15 protein-coding genes are annotated in these 17,287 nt (G+C 52.3%); 7 read left to right on the top strand and 8 right to left on the bottom strand.

Annotation, left to right across the window (positions count from 1 at the left end; translation table 11 throughout):
* Positions 1-3: 3 nt before the first annotated feature.
* The 8 genes from RDM37_RS02035 to RDM37_RS02000 all read right to left on the bottom strand — a co-directional run bounded on the left by RDM37_RS02035 (position 4) and on the right by RDM37_RS02000 (position 9,123).
* Entirely contained in the window at positions 4-1,536 is a 1,533-nt protein-coding gene (locus tag RDM37_RS02035; RefSeq protein ID WP_308554610.1) for an NAD(P)H-hydrate dehydratase, read from the bottom strand.
* A 65-nt stretch (positions 1,537-1,601) separates the two neighbouring features.
* Positions 1,602-2,393, bottom strand: coding sequence for an acyl-ACP--UDP-N-acetylglucosamine O-acyltransferase (gene lpxA, locus RDM37_RS02030; protein WP_298888749.1), 792 nt, complete (start codon positions 2,391-2,393; stop codon positions 1,602-1,604).
* Positions 2,394-2,410: 17 nt separating this feature from the next.
* Positions 2,411-3,793 carry a bifunctional UDP-3-O-[3-hydroxymyristoyl] N-acetylglucosamine deacetylase/3-hydroxyacyl-ACP dehydratase gene (locus tag RDM37_RS02025; protein WP_308554609.1) on the bottom strand — a complete coding sequence of 461 codons (1,383 nt, stop codon included), beginning with the start codon at positions 3,791-3,793 and terminating at the stop codon, positions 2,411-2,413.
* Between the two features lie 31 nt (positions 3,794-3,824).
* The gene (gene lpxD, locus RDM37_RS02020) at positions 3,825-4,853 is read right to left on the bottom strand and encodes a UDP-3-O-(3-hydroxymyristoyl)glucosamine N-acyltransferase (RefSeq protein ID WP_308554608.1); all 1,029 of its coding nucleotides are present in this window, start codon (positions 4,851-4,853) and stop codon (positions 3,825-3,827) included.
* A gap of 12 nt (positions 4,854-4,865) precedes the next feature.
* A complete protein-coding gene (gene pyrF / locus RDM37_RS02015; protein WP_308554607.1) occupies positions 4,866-5,699 on the bottom strand; it encodes an orotidine-5'-phosphate decarboxylase in 834 nt (277 codons plus the stop codon).
* Between the two features lie 106 nt (positions 5,700-5,805).
* The gene (gene prfA, locus RDM37_RS02010) at positions 5,806-6,912 is read right to left on the bottom strand and encodes a peptide chain release factor 1 (RefSeq protein WP_308554606.1); all 1,107 of its coding nucleotides are present in this window, start codon (positions 6,910-6,912) and stop codon (positions 5,806-5,808) included.
* Between the two features lie 54 nt (positions 6,913-6,966).
* A complete protein-coding gene (locus RDM37_RS02005) occupies positions 6,967-8,127 on the bottom strand; it encodes an AIR synthase related protein (protein ID WP_308554605.1) in 1,161 nt (386 codons plus the stop codon).
* A gap of 54 nt (positions 8,128-8,181) precedes the next feature.
* Complete coding sequence (locus RDM37_RS02000) at positions 8,182-9,123, bottom strand: glucosaminidase domain-containing protein (protein WP_308554604.1); 942 nt, start codon at positions 9,121-9,123, stop codon at positions 8,182-8,184.
* A 346-nt stretch (positions 9,124-9,469) separates the two neighbouring features.
* Between RDM37_RS02000 and RDM37_RS01995 the strand changes: the two genes are divergently transcribed.
* The 7 genes from RDM37_RS01995 (at position 9,470) to rpsJ (ending at position 17,285) form a co-directional block, all read left to right on the top strand.
* Positions 9,470-10,258 (top strand): hypothetical protein, encoded by a 789-nt coding sequence (locus tag RDM37_RS01995; protein ID WP_308554603.1) that lies wholly within the window; start codon positions 9,470-9,472, stop codon positions 10,256-10,258.
* A gap of 28 nt (positions 10,259-10,286) precedes the next feature.
* The gene (locus RDM37_RS01990) at positions 10,287-10,799 is read left to right on the top strand and encodes a hypothetical protein (protein ID WP_308554602.1); all 513 of its coding nucleotides are present in this window, start codon (positions 10,287-10,289) and stop codon (positions 10,797-10,799) included.
* Between the two features lie 1,228 nt (positions 10,800-12,027).
* The gene (locus RDM37_RS01985) at positions 12,028-12,978 is read left to right on the top strand and encodes a leucine-rich repeat domain-containing protein (RefSeq protein WP_308554601.1); all 951 of its coding nucleotides are present in this window, start codon (positions 12,028-12,030) and stop codon (positions 12,976-12,978) included.
* A gap of 613 nt (positions 12,979-13,591) precedes the next feature.
* Positions 13,592-13,969: a 30S ribosomal protein S12 gene (gene rpsL, locus RDM37_RS01980; RefSeq protein WP_004331537.1), complete on the top strand. Its 378-nt coding sequence runs from the start codon at positions 13,592-13,594 to the stop codon at positions 13,967-13,969.
* 370 nt (positions 13,970-14,339) lie between these two features.
* Positions 14,340-14,816, top strand: a complete 477-nt coding sequence (gene rpsG / locus RDM37_RS01975) for a 30S ribosomal protein S7 (protein ID WP_004331548.1) — start codon at positions 14,340-14,342, stop codon at positions 14,814-14,816.
* Positions 14,817-14,837: 21 nt separating this feature from the next.
* Positions 14,838-16,961: an elongation factor G gene (fusA, locus tag RDM37_RS01970; RefSeq protein ID WP_300969209.1), complete on the top strand. Its 2,124-nt coding sequence runs from the start codon at positions 14,838-14,840 to the stop codon at positions 16,959-16,961.
* Positions 16,962-16,979: 18 nt separating this feature from the next.
* Positions 16,980-17,285, top strand: a complete 306-nt coding sequence (rpsJ, locus tag RDM37_RS01965; protein ID WP_004331517.1) for a 30S ribosomal protein S10 — start codon at positions 16,980-16,982, stop codon at positions 17,283-17,285.
* Positions 17,286-17,287: the final 2 nt, after the last annotated feature.

Below are 17,287 nucleotides of genomic sequence, written 5' to 3'. Positions count from 1 at the left end.
GAGTTACTGCTCGACAATCTTGAGGACAGCGGGGAGCATCTCTGCTATGTCGCGGGCTATCATACCGCGTGGCGAGTGTCGCTCGCCATAATGATTGGCTGTCAGCCCATGGATGTAAACGCCTAGCGGAGCTGCCTCAGCGGGTGTGTAGCCCTGCGCTAGGAGCGAGAGGATGATGCCAGTGAGTACATCTCCACTGCCGGCGGTGGCAAGGGCCGGTGTGCCTGAGCTGTTGAAGATGACCTCGCCCGTTGGCAGGCAAGTGGCTGTGTTAGCCCCCTTGAGTACGACGATGAGCTCCTGCTCCATGGCTAGCTCTTGCGCTTTGGTCAGGCGGTGGTGATCATCGAGAGAGCTTCCTGTGATGCGGTCTAGTTCGCCTGGATGTGGCGTGATGATGGTGTCCTTGGGCAAGACGCTCAGCAGCTCGGGATGGAGTGCTAGGAGGTTGAGCGCATCGGCATCGAGTAGTAAGGGGGTGTCGGGCTGTATGTTTTGCAGTAGATGCTCCAAGAGATGCAGCGTGAGCGGGGCTGTACCAATGCCAGGCCCCATGGCGATAGCCTGGTAGTTGTGTAGATCCTTAGGGAGGCTGCCAACGATGGTCTCCTCCTTGTCCCTCTCCACAATTGCCTCGGGGAGTAGTGTGTTCGCTAGTTGAGCCAATGAGCTGGGTAGATGCATCGTGAGCTTGCCTAGTCCCGAGCGCATAGCGCCCATACCAGCCAGCATAGCTGCGCCTGCCATCACTTCGGAGCCTGCGATGAGGAGGGCGTGTCCCTGCGTGCCTTTGTGCGCAAAGTGCGAGAGAGGCTTCAAGGCTCTACGAGCATCCTGCGGGGTGTAGAGATAGTAGTCGGCTTGGATGGCGGGGTCGTCATCCATATTAAGACTGAGCGAGAGGATGCGTAGCGTGCCCGTGTAGCACTCATTGTCTGATAGGAGTAGAGCTATCTTGGGGCTTTCGCAGGTGAGGGTGTAGTCCGCCTTGATGATCGCCTGCAGGTTGTTCTCGCTATTGTCCTTGTCGTAGAGCCCTGAGGGGACATCTACGGCGATGACCGTGGCTGGCGAAGCGTTGATAAGCTGCTCTACCAGCACCGCAAAGCCTCCCTCGAGAGGACGCGAGAGACCTGTGCCAAAGAGCGCATCGATGACGAGCGTCTGAGCGGTCAAGAGCGGGGGCTGAAACTCATCTGCGACAATGGTCAGGGCGTCAGGGTGAAACTCCAGAAGCTTCGTCTGCTGCCAGGCGCAAGCCTCCGAGAGCTCCTCCTCTTGCTTGCAAAAGAGGTAGCAGTGCACCCGGTGCCCCTCCTGCAGGAGGCGTCGTGCGATGGCCAGTCCGTCAGCTCCATTATTGCCTGGGCCTGCGAAGACGTAGGCGATGCCCTGTGGAAGGTCCGAGATACTCCTTAGCTCTACAACAAAGCGCTGAGCGACACGCTCCACGAGGTCGTGGATGGAGAGGTGATCACGCTCGAGGATATAACTATCCGTGGTGCCCCATTGGCGTCCGACGAGTATCTTTTTCATTGTTTCAGCTGGTCTTTAGTTGGTTGATGGCGACTTGGCTACGGTCTTGGATCTTTTGTCTAGAGCTAGTCCATCGATCCGCGGACTATACCGCGCTTGCTGTCGCTGATGAAGTTGTAGATGAGGTCGCGCTCGTAGCACTGCGGATAGCGACTCTGTATCTCTACGAGCGCCTCGCTGTTGTTGAGTCCACCCTGATAAAGTGTGCGGTAGACGTCGTTGATGAGGAAGATCTGGTCGTTGGTGAAGCCTCGGCGACGTAGTCCTACGATGTTGATACCGCAGTAAACGATTGGATCGCGCCCCACGAGACAGTAGGGTGGTATGTCCTTGGTCACCTTAGAGCCTCCCTGTATCATCACATGCTGTGAGATGCGTACGAACTGATGTACCAGTACGGCACCGCTGAGGATGGCGTAGTCATCTATCTCGACCTCCCCAGCGAGCTGGGTCGCATTACCTAGGATGATGTGATCCTTGAGGATGCAGTCGTGCGCCACGTGTGAGTAAGCCATGATCAGGCAGTTACTCCCGACGACTGTGGTGCCACGTGAGGCGGTACCACGATTGACGGTGGCGAACTCTCGGATGGTGGTGTGGTCACCGATGACGGCTGTGGTCTCCTCACCTTTGAACTTAAGGTCTTGTGGTATCCCTGCGATGACGGCATAGGGATGTATGTGACAGTCGCTACCGATGCGCGCTCCGCTGCGAATTATGCAGCCTTGGTCTAGGACTGTGCGGTCACCGATGACCGTGTTGGCCTCTATGGTGACAAAAGGTCCGACCGTCACCTCAGCTCCTATCTGTGCCTCAGGGTGCACCTGAGCAAGAGGAGATATAAGCGTTTGAGCCATATAGTGGATATGATTGTTTACTCCTTATTCTTTACTATCTGAGCCATGAAGTCGGCCTCGCAAACGAGCTGGTTGCCCACGAAGGTGAGTCCTCTGACGCTGGCTAAGCCGCGACGCACCTCACTGGTGAGCATCACCTTAAAGAGGAGGGTGTCGCCTGGCACGACCTTGTTTCTGAACTTCACATTGTTGATCGTCAGGAAGTAGGTCGAGTAGCGCTCGGGGTCTTCGATGCCGCTGAGTACGAGTAGCCCAGCGGTCTGCGCCATAGCCTCGACGATGAGAACGCCTGGCATAACTGGCTCTGTGGGAAAGTGACCGAGGAAGAAGGTCTCATTGAAGCTCACGTTCTTGACCCCCACGATATGGTTCTTGTCTAGGTGGATCACTTTGTCCACAAGGAGGAAAGGATAGCGGTGGGGTAGGAGACCTTTGATCTGGTTCAGGTCGAGTACAGGTGTCGCATTGGGATCATAGACGGGCGGCTGTGTCTCCATTCCTTTGATCTCCTTGCGGATCGCCCGTGCTAGCTTGTTATTGATCTTATGGCCAGGCTTGGTCGCTATGATATGTCCCTGCACGAAGATGCCAGCCAGGGCTAGATCGCCTAGTATATCGATGATCTTGTGACGTGCGGGCTCGTTCGGGATTCCCTCTTTCGGGTTGATCACACCTAGCTGATTCACTTCTGCTACAGGACGATGCAGAGCCTCCGCCAGTGCCTTGGCATCGCTCTCTGAGAGCGGCTCATCGTTGATCACCATCGCATTGGCTAGGTCTCCGCCCTTGATCAAGCCCTGACTGAGGAGAGGTAGTATCTCTCGTACGAAGACGAAGGAGCGTGCCTCGGCTACCTCCTCGCCATAGCGACTGAGGTCACGCAGCGAAGCGTATTGGTTGCTCAGTAGCGGGGAGGCAAAGCTCAGGTGCGCCTCTACGCCGAGCTGATCCGATGGAAGAAGGAGAATGGAGGCTCCCGTCTCCTCATCTCTTACCTCGATAGGCTTACGAACCACAAAGACCTCGCGAGCAGCAGACTGCTCCTTGAGTCCTGCCTCTTGGATCGCCTGTACATAAGGATAGGCAGATCCGTCTAGTATAGGCGCTTCGTCACCATCTACCGTGATCAGACAGTTGTCCACGCCGAGCGCATAGAGTGCGCTGAGGCAATGCTCGAGCGTAGAGACCTGCACAGTGCCACGCTCTATACGAGTAGCACGCTGCGTCGTCGTGACATAGTCCGCATAAGCGGGGATCACGGGGTGGCCCTCGAGGTCGGAGCGACAGATCTGATAACCACTATGAGGCTCCGCAGGGGAGAGGGTCAAGGTGCGATTGGCTCCTGTGTGAAGTCCTACACCTTGGAAGGTGAGTGTCGTAGCGAGTGTGTACTGATTCATAACGTGAGTGTGTCTGCTTTTACAAATGTGTCTATTTAGTTTCTGCGGAGGCCTGCTCTTCGAGCTTGTCTACGCGACGCATCAGCTCAGGGAGCTTAGGAAGCGTGGCGAAGGCACGTAGCGCCTTACCCACAGGCATGGCGGGAGCACCCATCACGACGCTGTGTGGCTGGAGATTGCCCAGTACGCCCGTCTGGCCACCGAGCTGCGAATGGTCGCCCACGGTGAGGTGACCAGCTATACCCACTTGACCGCCCAGCTGGCACCACTCCTTGATGTGTGCTGAGCCTGCTAGTCCCGCCTGGGCAGCGATGACCGTGTGCTCATCGACGGTGCAGTTGTGCGCGATCTGTACGAGGTTGTCGATCTTAACCCCTGAAGCGATGCGCGTCACGCCCATCGTAGCGCGATCGATGCAACTATTAGCACCTATCTCCACGTTGTCTCCTATCTCCACATGTCCTATCTGCGGGATCTTGTCATAGCCATGATCCGTAGGGGCAAAGCCGAAGCCATCGGCACCGATCACCGTACCCGCATGGATGCGGCAATGATGGCCGATGATGCTATCTGAGTAAAGCGTGACCCGTGGATGTAGTGTCGTGTGGTCACCGATAGAGCAGTTGGTCCCGATGACGCAGTGCGCCGAGATGATGACCTGCTCGCCGAGCTTGACATCCGCTTCGATGCAGACGTACGGACCGATGATGCACTCTTTGGGGATCTCTACCGAAGGGTCTACGATAGCTGTCGGGTGGACGCCCGTCCAGTGAGGCTCCTGCTGAGAGACGTAGAGTCGCATCAGCTGTGAGAGCGTCTCGTAAGGGTTTGCCACACGGATCAAAGTCGTAGAGCAAGGCTGTGTCGGAGTAAACTTCTCGTCGACGAGTACCGCCGAGGCGTGTGTCGTGTAGAGGTAGGGCTCGTACTTCATATTGGCGAGAAAGCTCAAGTCACCCGCCTTCGCCTGCTCAATGCCTGCGAAGCCTTGTAGCTGAGCTGTGCTGTCGCCCTCTAGCGTACCACCGATTAGCTTGGCAATGTCTGCAACTGTATACATCTACCTTATATATTAGTCTATGATACCCTTGTCTATGAGCGTCTGCTCCATCTGGCGTGCTAGGTCAGAGGCTGCCTTCGCAGCAGCCGAGGCAAAGCGCTCGTCATTGCCCGCATAGATGATGCCTCGCGAACTATTGACGATCAGTCCGCAGTCGCTCGTCATCGCATGCTCTGCGACCGCCTCTAGGCTACCTCCCTGAGCACCCACGCCTGGTACGAGGAGGAAGGCATTTGGAGCCACCGCCCGCACACGCTGCATCAGATTGCTCTGCGTAGCACCTACGACAAACATGATATGGTCCGCGCCCTCCCAGCTCAGAGCCGTCTTGAGCACCTGCTCGAAGAGACAAGTCTCCTCGCCCGTATGGAGCATCTGAAAGTCCTGCGCCCCCTGATTGCTCGTCAAGGCGAGTAGGATCACCCACTTGTCGCTATACTCTAGGAAAGGCAGCACACTGTCGCTACCCATGTAGGGAGCCACGGTGAGCGCATCGACCTTAAAGTTCTCGTAGAAGGCACGCGCATACATCTTGCTCGTATTGCCTATGTCGCCACGCTTAGCATCAGCGATGATCAGCTGCTCGGGATAATTCTGACGTATGTAGTCCACCGTATCGCCAAAGACCTGCATGCCGAAAGCCCCAAGGGTTTCATAAAAAGCCAAGTTCAGCTTGAATGCGATAGCGTACTGTGCTGTGGCATCGATGATCGCTTTGTTGAAATCTAGGATAGGATTATCCCCCTTCAGCAAGTGCGGAGGCAACTTCTGTATATCTGGATCGAGACCCACGCAGAGGTAGCTGCGCTTGGCTCGTATTTGTGCTATGATTTGCTCGCGATTCATGAGATAGTCTTCTGTTTATTTGAAGTGAGTAACCGTATACGGTCTACTAAGGTAGTGAAAAAGTATCATATCGATATCCAAAAGCATAGTAGCATTTGGGTGAAAATCAGAGGGTGGCCTCTTTGAGGCGCTCCGTATTCTCAGCGACGATGAGTGCGTCGATGATCGGCTGCAGGTCGCCACCGAGCACGCCGGGTAAGTTGTGCACCGTCAGACCGATGCGGTGATCGGTGACACGACCCTGCGGGAAGTTGTAGGTGCGGATCTTAGCCGAGCGGTCGCCCGTCGAGACCATCGTCTTACGACGTGAAGCTATCTCGTCGATATACTTCTGATGCTCCTTGTCATAGATGAAAGTGCGAAGTCGTGACAGCGCACGCTCCTTATTCTTCGGCTGGTCACGCGTCTCGGTACACTCGATCGTTATATCCTCCACGACACCCGTATTGGGGTTGCGCCACGGATAGTGGAGACGAACGCCTGACTCCACCTTGTTGACATTCTGCCCACCAGCACCACTAGAGCGGAAGGTATCCCACTTGATCTCACCCTCGTTGATGTTGACCTCAAACTTGTCAGCCTCAGGCAATACGGCCACGGTCGCTGCCGAGGTGTGGATACGTCCCTGCGTCTCCGTCTGGGGGACGCGCTGCACGCGATGCACACCACTCTCATACTTGAGCGTACCGTACACGCCCGTACCTGTAACATTGAGTACGATCTCCTTGTAGCCACCCGTGCCGCCCTCGGTATAGCTGCTGACGGTGACATTCCACCCCTTCGTCTCGCAGTAGCGCGAGTACATACGGAAGAGGTCACCCGCAAAGAGTGCTGCCTCGTCACCGCCCGTGCCAGCGCGTAGCTCGACGATAGCGTTCTTGTCATCCTCTGGATCGTTCGGTAGGAGGAGCAGCTTGATCTCCTCCTCCATCTTAGGGATCTCCTCCTTAGCCTCAGCGAGTAACTCGCGCGCCATCGCTTTTAGCTCTTCATCGCTGTCGGCGTCTTGGAGCGTACTCTCGGCCTCCTCCTGTTGTGTCAGGAGCTGCTTGTACTGCCCGCCAGCTTTGAGGATCTCTCCCAGGTGGGTGTACTCCTTGCTGAGCGTGGCAAAGCGTCTGCCGTCAGCAATGACGCTAGGGTCGGTGATCAATGTCTCTAGCTCCTCGTGGCGTGCCACCAGAGCTTCTATGCGGTTGAGTAAATCGTTCATATAGGTCTGCTAAGTGATGTAAGGGGTGGGTCAAAGGCTATCGCTCTACCGTGGCTATCGCTCCACCGTGCCAAAGGGCGTAACGAGTGTCAGGCGATTCTGGTCGGCCGCCTCAACACGACCGATGATCTGCGCGTCGATGTTGAAGTGTCGCGCCACAGCGATAGCCTCCTCAGCCTGCTCGGCGGGCAGGTAAGCCTCTAGGCGATGCCCCATGTTAAAGACTTGGTACAGCTCCGCAGCGTCAGCTCCACTCTCCTCGGCAATCATCTGGAAGAGCGGAGGAACCGGAAGGAGATGGTCCTTGATAATATGTTTGTTGGTGACGAAGTTCATCACCTTCGTCTGTGCGCCTCCTGTACAGTGGATTAGTCCATGTATGGCGGGGCGCATCTCTTTGAGTAGCTTCGCCACAAGTGGTGCGTAGGTACGTGTGGGGGAGAGGATCAGTTCGCCGACCGTCAGCCCTGTCCCTGGCACCTCAGCGAGTAGCTCTCGGCTACCACTGTAAACCAAGTCATCAGGCACAGCGGGGTCGTAGCTCTCGGGATACTTCTCAGCGAGTGCATGATAGAGTATATCGTGCCGTGCAGAGGTAAGCCCGTTGCTCCCCATACCGCCATTGTAACGCTCCTCGTAGGTTGCCTGTCCATAGGAGGCAAAGCCGACGATCACATCTCCGTCAGCGATGTGCGCATTGTCTATGATGTCGCTCCGACGCATACGGCAGGTCACGGTGCTGTCTACGATGATCGTACGGACCAGGTCGCCCACGTCAGCCGTCTCGCCCCCTGTGAGGTAGATCTCCACCCCTAGGTCACGCATCTGTGCTAAGATCTCTTCGGTGCCATTGATGACAGCTCCGATCACTTCGCCAGGGATGAGCTGCTTGTTGCGCCCGATGGTCGAGGAGAGGAGCATGCCCGAGGTGGCACCCACGCAGAGGAGGTCGTCGAGGTTCATCACGATCGCATCCTGAGCTATGCCTCGCCACACGGAGAGGTCGCCCGTCTCTCGCCAGTAGATATAAGCTAGCGAAGACTTCGTGCCAGCCCCATCGGCATGCATGATGTTGCAATAGTTGGGATCACCACCCAGTATGTCAGGTAGTATCTTGCAAAAGGCTTGCGGGTATAGCCCCTTGTCTATGTGAGCAATAGCCTTGTGTACATCTTCTTTTGCGGCAGAAACGCCACGGCGCATATATCGGTTCATAGACCTTAGAGATTAGAAGTTAGACCTTAGAAGTTAGAGATTAGACTTTAGACTTTAGCGGAGTCGGAGTACGTCGCCCTCCTCGGGGACGTAGTCGTAGTCTAGGTGGTTCATACGATAGAGACGAGCGAGGCGTATGCCGTAGCGCTGTGATATGTCGTGCATCGACTCACCCACCTGCACCACATGATCGGGGTAGTTTGGCGTGGCGCGCCTGTTCTTGCGCTCCAGATAGATCACATCGCCAGCCTGAATCGGGAAGTCTACCGGCATATCGTTGTAGTCAGCTAAGCGCTTGAGACTTATGCCCATCTCACGAGCTATCGACTCAAGCGAGTCACCCTCGTTGGCGAGGACATATAGGAGTCCATAGCTAAAGTATCCCTCATGCGTGAGCTTCATCTCGGGATCATCGTCAGAGGGCGTATAGGTTGGTGCTGGGCGACCTGACATCCAGCGCGGATAGCGTCCGCGATCCAGCTCGTATAGCTCGTACTGCTCGATCACCTTGATGAGCATATTAGCGTAGCCCTTGTTCGTCGCATAGCCACACTGCTGTAACCCCCTAGCCCAAGCCTGATAGTCCGTGATAGGGTAGGTGTATAGTACTTGGTAACGAGGCTGCTTGAGGAAGTTGGAGTGATCCTCGTAGGAGTCGCCCACAGAGCGGTACTTGCGAAAGCACTCCCCCTTGAGATCATCATCGGCATAGATACGCTGTCCTTGCCAAGCTCGGTGGCACTTGATGCCGAAGTGGTTATTGCCCTCACTCGCTAGGCGACTAGATCCGGCCCCCGTCTCGATCAGTCCCTGCGCCATCGTGATGCTCGCAGGGATCTTGTGACGCTTCATCTGGCGGATGCACTCATCGGCATAGGTACGTATGTAGGTCTGGTAGCGCGGGTTCATAGGCGCTTGCGCCCACGCTGTCGTGCAGAGCAAGAGCAGACAGGCTATCGAGAGCAGAGACCGTGACGAATCGGTAATGAGCTTCATAAGACTTAATTCTAGAGATGTATAGCTAGGCACCAGAGACTCCTCGCCCTGCGGAGCAAGCAAAGCAGTAAGAGCCACTTGAACTACAAAGGTACTAAATAGATTGTTAGTCACTAGTTAGCGTCACAATTTGGTCGGGGCTGACACATTATATATAGTGCACTCATCTACCTCCCTACTCCTCGCTGGTCGTCATCTGTAGCTCCTGACAGAGCGATGATGATGCGTCATCCCGTGCGGTCTGCCCTTTTCGTTACAGATTAAAATAAAAGCAATATATTTGTAGCGCGTGGCGAGAGTCTTTGCCTCGTTATTCGATGACTTATAAGTTTAATGCAAACGAACTATGGGATTAAGCTACCAACTGGAGCTACTTTACGATGAGAAGTGGTTCAAACTAAATGAAGCATTAAAAGCTCATGAGATTGCGATTCGCACGCCTCTTTTGTTGAGCCTAAATAAATACGACGAAGGAAATTCAGAGAAATGGTATACCGATGCCGATCTGAAAGTCATGATATTTGGGCAAGAGGTGAATAGGTGGGAACTGCCTGCTGATAAACGTCCAATTCCTGCCGACATCATGGAGCTGTATCAAGAGTTTTATAACGAAAATTACAAGGAAGTAGATGGCAACATCTATTTTTCGGTGAGAGCTTCTTTTTTCAATATCGGCTTTAATGGTTTTACGAGCTCCATTTCCGAGTTTCTACGCGAAGAGTTTCCCACTAAAAGAGCTGCATTTCTTTGGAACAACATCTCCAAGATTGCTGCTGTGGGTAGTAATGGGACAGGTGTATCTGTGAATAGCTTTACCCATCAATTGGAACAAGAGTTTTTTCGTGTCATCCCTGACGAAATAGAAATTCTTAAACCAGATGTCCTCATTTTCCTTACAGGTGTCGACGAGAAGTACAATAGATATATCGCGGAAAACTTCGTTATACGCGATAACCCTATCCAGCTATCCGGGTTGCCAATAAAAGATGTCGCCAAGCTGAATATTGAGTCAGTGAAATTGGCATACCGCACCCATCACCCTGCGGATAGATCCAGTGGCGATGACACATGGATGTGGTATCACGCTATTCTTGATGACCTTAAAAGCAACCTAAGGGGAATACTTAGAGAATGAGGTATAGAGCATATAAACAGCGCACATTATGAGTAAATGTAGATATTGCGGAAAAGAATATGATGGTGACGACCTTTGGGACGATGGCTTCTGTTGCGGAAGGTGTCGTGCTTTGGCCAAGAAAAACGACATAAAAGGGAAGTTCCCCAAGGGAAATCGCTATATACTCCTGGGTATCCTTGCTTCCTTTCTGTTGTGTGGACTATTTAGTACGTGCTTTCATAATGATGAAGAAGAGATCAACCCAGCTGTTGAGAACGTCTCCCATAAAAGTGACCAAAAGGGAAGCAAAACAGTAAACCACAAGCGAAAAGCAGAGAGTAACTCACAAGCAGCGGAAAGTAGTAACGCAGAGGAACTTCCAAGTGAAGAAGAGGAGCTTCCAAGTGAAGCAGAGGAACTTCCAAGTGGAGAAGAGGTACTTCCAAATAAAATAGAAGAGGATACGTCCGTTGAAGAAATCTCTCCATCTGCACTGCCTGACTCTCAACCCAGTACAGAGGACGTCGAAGTTGACGCTGAAATATCTCCAACGGAATAACTTTTTCCTAACAGAGCGATTATAAGGCGTCATCCCTGGCTGGGAAAATTCGACGTCGACTCGTTACAATAATTTAGAGCCGACTATATATCGAAACGGCACCGTGTCGGAGAAAAGTGATTTCCACGTGGATATTTCGAAATATCCAGGTGGAGAATTTTTATTTCCCAGGTAGGAAATAAAAAATTCTTCGGAGGAATCAAATGAAACTTCGGAGGAAATGAATGACGCCCACGTGGAAAATAAAAAATATCCACGTGGAGATTTGAGATTTTCCACGTGGATATTCGCGAAAGGAGGGTATCGGACCAATCTTCCCGTAAAGATATGTAAATAGGAATTAGAGGTTAGAGATTAGGGCTGACACACTATATATAGTAACCTCATATATGCCTTGCTTGTCGCTATGTGTCGCTCCTGACAGAGCGATTATAATGCGTCAGCCCTGACTTCGTCAGCCAGGGTTGACGCATTACAATAATTTATATACGGCTACGTATCGATACGGCACCGTGTCGGAGAAAAGTGATTTCCACGTGGATGTTTCAAAATCTTCACGTGGAAAAAGAAAATCCTCCACGTGGGCGCGAAATAAAACTTCGGAAGAATGAAATGAAACTTCGGAGGAATCAAATGAAACTTCGGAGGAATTTTTTGACGCCCACGTGGAGATTTGAGATTTTCCACGTGGATATTCGAGAAAGGAGGGAATCGGACGAATTTCCCCGTAAAGATATGTAAATAGAGATTGGAGGTTAGAGATTAGAGAGCGGGGCGGACACATTTATATAATAAGCTCATCGACATATATAATGAGCTCATCTACCTCCCTATGGAGGAAATCGTAAATCCCCAGGTAGAGATCTCTGATTATCCAGTGAGGCGCAGGAAAACTCTTCGGACTTATGATTTCATTCCTCCGAAGTTTCATTTGCTTCTTCCGAAGTTTTATTTCGGCCCTCCGTGGGGAAATTTCGTTTCCTCCCTGACGCTTCCCGATTTCCTACCGAGGAGAGACCTGTAGCCCATTTGACGTGTAGCGAAATGTAGGGACACTCTCCCGCTAAACACTCACCGTGCGTCCCTACACCAGCTACTCGTCCCTTCCTCTTGCTCAACTCGCAATAAAGGTATAACTTCGCAGAAGACACAGCTCGTACAGCAGAGCCTTCACACCTCCCCATCACTTCTAACCTCTAGTCTCTAACCTCTGATCTCTAGCTACACTATGAGCAAACATCTACGCATCTGGCTCTTCGTTCTCCTCGGCACGCTCCTCACTTTCACCTCCCTCCTCGCCCAAGGCGTCATCACCATGACCACCTCCGAAAGAGTTGGTGAGGAAATTGGTCTGAGTATCAAAGCCAATGGCAACGTCACCATCGAGGGGGCTCAAGAGACTGGGAAAACGGACAAATTCGATCGCAAGTCCTACAGACTCACTAGCCAAACGATCACCATCCGTGGCGATGTAACAGAGCTTAACTGCTCCTTCAATCAACTGATCAGCTTAGACGTGTCAAAGAACACCGTCTTGACAAAGCTTTACTGCTTCGAGAATGAACTGACGAGCTTGGATGTGTCAAAGAACACCGCCTTGACAACGCTTGTGTGCTCCTCCAATCAACTGACGAGCTTGGATGTGTCAAAGACCACCGCCTTGAGAAAGCTTGACTGCTGCTGCAATCAACTGACCAGTTTGGACGTGTCAAAGAACATTGCCTTGACAGAGCTTGACTGCAGAGAGAATCTACTGACCAGCTTGGACGTGTCAAAGAATGCCGTCTTGACAACGCTTGCCTGCTCATGGAATCAACTGACCAGCTTGGACGTGTCAAAGAACATCGCCTTGACAGAGCTTAGGTGCTCCTACAATCGACTGACGAGCTTAGACGTGTCAAAGAACATCGCTTTAACACTGCTTGACTGCTGCAACAATAAGCTGACCAGCTTGAACCTATCTGAGTGTACTAGGTTGGTTACTCTTTATTGCTACAGTAATTGTATCAATGGCAAGGCTATGACCAAGTTGGTGAATAGTCTTCCCAATCGAAGGAAAAAGAAGAGTGGTACTATTTTTCTAGTAGATCGCTACTCTGAGAGAAGGGATAAAAACAAGTATAGCGCTGCTCACGTAGCTACTGCAAGGAAGAAAAACTGGGAAGTTCGACAGTATTAGCGTTATGGCTGGGTAAGTTTCGTCTAGTCCGACCCGCGAGGGGTCGACCATCTACCACGTCCGCCTTTCCATCGGTCGTTCGGGGCCGTAGCCCCTCCGACCGACGGCTACGATGCGTCGGACCTCTAGCGAGGTCCTTTTTCCGCAAGGAAGTTGTCGGAGAGATTAGAGGTTAGCGATTGAAGGCTAGAGCGAGACGAGTAACGATGTGTAGGGACGCTCGGTCGAGCGTCCGTCCCCGTTAAAATCACGACGTTGTAACCTTTAACACAACGGACGCTCGACCGAGCGTCCCTACAGCCGTTACACGTCGGCTGGTTCGACAACGGACGCACAGATCGTGCGTCCCTACAGCGGTTACTCGTCCCGTGCTTCACGACAACGGCTCCCCGTCCGAAAGCTCCGACACCTCCGATAGCTCCGATCTCCCCTCTAATCTCTAACTTCTAATCTCTACTCCCGCTTGTCAGGTCAAAAAGTTTTTGTACCTTTGTCCCCGCTATACCTACTGTGGGTAGCTGTGATGTGCGACTTGGTCGTATCTGCAGTGCCTTATAGCAGGGAAGCACGAGAATCATATTTGTAAATCAAGAATTAAGTAAACGAGAAGTTAATGCCTACTATCCAACAGTTAGTAAGAAAGGGACGAGAGACCTTTGAGGAAAAAGGTAAGTCTCCAGCCTTGGGTTCATGCCCACAGCGTCGTGGCGTTTGTGTCCGCGTTTACACAACCACCCCTAAGAAGCCAAACTCGGCTATGCGTAAGGTGGCTCGTGTACGTCTGACCAACGGCAAGGAGGTTAATGCCTACATCCCCGGTGAGGGTCACAACCTTCAGGAGCATAGTATCGTATTGGTGCGTGGCGGTCGTGTCAAGGACCTGCCTGGTGTACGCTACCATATAGTGCGTGGCGCACTCGATACAGCTGGTGTCGACGGTCGTCGCCAGCGTCGCTCTAAGTACGGAGCTAAGCGTCCTAAGGCGAAGTAAACTAGTCGCCTAGATTGAGATGCCGTGGCGAGGTGCTGGATGGCCTACTATCCCCCTCGGCCTGTTACTACCCCTGGCGGGTGAGTATACTATATATAGGTACATCAGCGAGTACCTCTCCCCACAAAAAATCTATCGACACTCCTAGTCGCAGTGCACGCGAGCTCGCTAGAGTCCTGCATGTCTCGCATGAGGAGTGCAATCTAAATCTAGTAACCACATTTGTCCCCGTGGTTCTATTTGGATAAGCTAATCCTTGGAGATCAAGGATAGGTTGAGTAAATGCTCCAGAGGGAGCGTTGAAGACAACAGATCATTATGATGGCAACCCAAATAAGACGACGAGACAATAGTATAATATCACGAAACAATGAGAAAGGCTAAGCCTAAGAAGAGGCAGGTACTGCCCGATCCCGTATTTGGAGATCGTCAGGTCACAAAGTTTGTGAACCACCTCATGTATGATGGCAAGAAGAGTCTTGCATATAGCATCTTCTACAGAGCCCTTGATATAGTCAAGGATAAGATGTCGCAAGAGGAGAAGAGCGCCCTAGAGATCTGGAAGGCAGCTCTTGATAACGTAACCCCCCACGTGGAGGTCAAGTCTCGTCGTATCGGAGGAGCAACCTTCCAAGTGCCGACAGAGATACGTCCAGAGCGTAGGGAGTCTATCTCCATGAAGAATCTAATCATCTTCGCTCGTAAGCGTGGTGGTAAGACCATGGCTGACAAGCTGGCAGCAGAGATCATGGATGCCTACAATAGTCAGGGTGGTGCGTTCAAGCGTAAGGAGGACGTACATCGTATGGCTGAGGCTAACCGTGCCTTCGCACACTTCCGCTTCTAACCTACACTAACCATAAAATCTATGTCTGCAATTCATTCTAAGCTCGAGCAAACTCGTAATATCGGCATCATGGCACACATCGATGCTGGTAAGACGACGACCTCTGAGCGTATTCTCTTCTACACTGGACTAACACACAAGATCGGAGAGGTACACGATGGTGCCGCTACGATGGACTGGATGGCTCAGGAGCAGGAGCGTGGTATCACGATCACCTCTGCTGCTACTACGACCTTCTGGACCTATGACGATAAGAAGTATAAGATCAACCTGATCGACACTCCGGGACACGTGGACTTTACCGTTGAGGTAGAGCGTTCACTTCGCGTCCTCGATGGTGCTGTCGCTACTTTCTGTGCCGTGGGCGGTGTACAGCCTCAGAGTGAGACTGTATGGCGTCAGGCTGATAAGTACAAGGTGCCACGCATCGCATACATTAATAAGATGGACCGTTCGGGCGCAAACTTCTATGAGGTGCAGCGTCAGATGGTTGACATGCTCGGAGCTAAGGCCTGCCCTATCCAAATCCCAGTAGGGGAGGAGGACTCCTTCAAGGGGGTTGTCGACTTGATAACCATGAAGGCTATCTTCTGGCACGATGAGACTATGGGTGCTGAGTACGAGATCGATGAGATCCCTGACAATCTTCGCGCCGATGCTGAGGAGTGGAGAGATAAGCTCCTAGAGACGCTCGCAGAGACTGACGAGACTCTCATGGAGAAGTACTTTGATGATCCCTCTACGATCACAGAGGACGAGATCCGTACAGCTATCCGCAAGGCTACACTAGCGATGGAGATCTTCCCGATGCTATGTGGCTCTTCATTTAAAAATAAGGGCGTACAGACACTTCTAGATGCTGTCTGTGCTTATCTGCCTAGTCCTATGGATACGCCAGAGGTGGTAGGTCATGCACTAGACTCTGACAAGGAGGAGGTGCGTGAGGTCGATCCCGATGCACCTATGAGTGCCCTCGCCTTTAAGATCGCTACCGACCCCTTCGTAGGTCGTCTCTGCTTCTTCCGTGTGTACAGTGGTCACATCGATGCTGGTAGCTACGTCTTCAACTCACGCTCTGGCAAGAAGGAGCGTATCTCACGTCTCTTCCAGATGCACTCTAACCACCAGAACCCGATGGAGACTATCGGCACGGGTGATATCGGTGCAGGCGTAGGCTTTAAGGATATTCGTACGGGAGACACACTCTGTGATGAGAATGCACCACTCGTACTAGAGTCTATTGACTTCCCCGATCCTGTGATCGGTATCGCTGTCGAGCCTAAGACGCAGAAGGATATGGATCGTCTCGGTGTCGGACTGGCTAAGCTCGCTGAGGAGGATCCAACGTTTGTTGTCAAGACCAATGAGGAGACGGGTCAGACCGTCATCAGCGGTATGGGTGAGCTACACCTAGACATCATTATAGACCGTCTGAAGCGCGAGTTCAAGGTCGAGTGCAACCAGGGTCAGCCACAGGTGGCTTACAAGGAGGCTGTCACTCAGACTGTCGACCTACGCGAGGTATACAAGAAGCAGTCAGGTGGTCGTGGTAAGTTCGCTGATATCATCATCAAGTTTGGTCCAGCCGATGAGGACTTCGACGGAGCACTACAGTTTGTCGACGAGGTCAAGGGTGGTAACATCCCGAAGGAGTTTATCCCCTCCGTCCAGAAGGGCTTTGAGAAGGCTATGAAGAGTGGTGTCCTCGCTGGCTATCCTCTAGATAGTCTCAAGGTGACACTGGTAGATGGATCTTTCCACCCTGTAGACTCAGATCAGCTCTCCTTTGAGGTGGCAGCTATGATGGCCTTTAAGGAGGCTTCTGAAAAGGCTAGCCCCGTGCTCATGGAGCCTATCATGCAACTTGAGGTGGTAACGCCTGAGGAAAACATGGGTGACGTGATTGGCGACCTTAACAAGCGTCGTGGTCAGGTCGAGGGCTCAGAGGTCAACCGCTCTGGCGCACAGGTTATCAAGGCTAAGGTGCCCCTGAGCGAGATGTTTGGCTATGTGACCGCCCTACGTACGATCACGAGTGGTCGTGCCTCCAGTACGATGAGCTTCTCACACTATGCAGAGGTCTCCTCGTCAATAGCTAAGAAGATCCTTGAGGAACTCAATGGTCGCGTTGATTTGATAAAGTAATAATCTCACAATATAGTAATGAGCCAAAAGATCAGAATCAAGCTGAGGTCTTACGACCACATGCTCGTAGACAAGTCTGCCGAGAAGATCGTCACGGCCGTACAGAATACTAATGCGCTGGTCAGTGGTCCTATACCACTGCCCACGCATAAGCGTATCTTTACGGTGAACCGCTCCACCTTCGTCAATAAGAAGAGCCGTGAGCAGTTTGAGCTAAATGCTCACAAGCGTCTGATCGACATCTACAATGCCTCAGCACCTACGATTGATGCGCTGATGAAGCTGGAGATGCCCAGTGGCGTAGATATCGAAATTAAGTATTAACC

Source organism: uncultured Porphyromonas sp. (assembly GCF_902489635.1).
GTDB lineage: Bacteria > Bacteroidota > Bacteroidia > Bacteroidales > Porphyromonadaceae > Porphyromonas.
This window is presented reverse-complemented; position numbering and strand designations above follow the sequence as displayed.